Genomic DNA, 313 nt, shown 5'->3' on the forward strand with positions numbered 1-313 from the left:
GTAGTTCGGATGGAAATGGCCGAAACGCTGGGTCTCCTCGAACAGTTCCTTCTTGCTATGAAGCTTTCGGATCAAGCTCTGGATATCGGAATTGGCGGCAACCCGCCCCTTCCAGTATAAATAATCCGCCACTTCTGCGGATTGATTAATCAAATCGCCCAATTCATAGGCGTTCGTCAGCACTTCGGTCATATCGACCGTATTATATTCCGCTACGCTCATGAATTTCATCTCGACTTCCGTAAGGGGTGTTCCACTTAAAGGGTGGACTACCCCATCATACCACAACCGCCGCCCGAAGCAGAAGGGGGAA

General features: G+C 50.2%; 1 protein-coding gene. It reads right to left on the bottom strand.

Features of this window, described 5'->3' with window-relative positions; genetic code table 11:
• Positions 1-222 (bottom strand): YlbF/YmcA family competence regulator (locus tag L692_RS0115780; RefSeq protein WP_025701109.1); only part of this gene is annotated, 222 nt, incomplete at its 3' end.
• Positions 223-313: the final 91 nt, after the last annotated feature.

The organism is Paenibacillus forsythiae T98 (genome assembly GCF_000520735.1).
Classification (GTDB): domain Bacteria; phylum Bacillota; class Bacilli; order Paenibacillales; family Paenibacillaceae; genus Paenibacillus_AQ; species Paenibacillus_AQ forsythiae.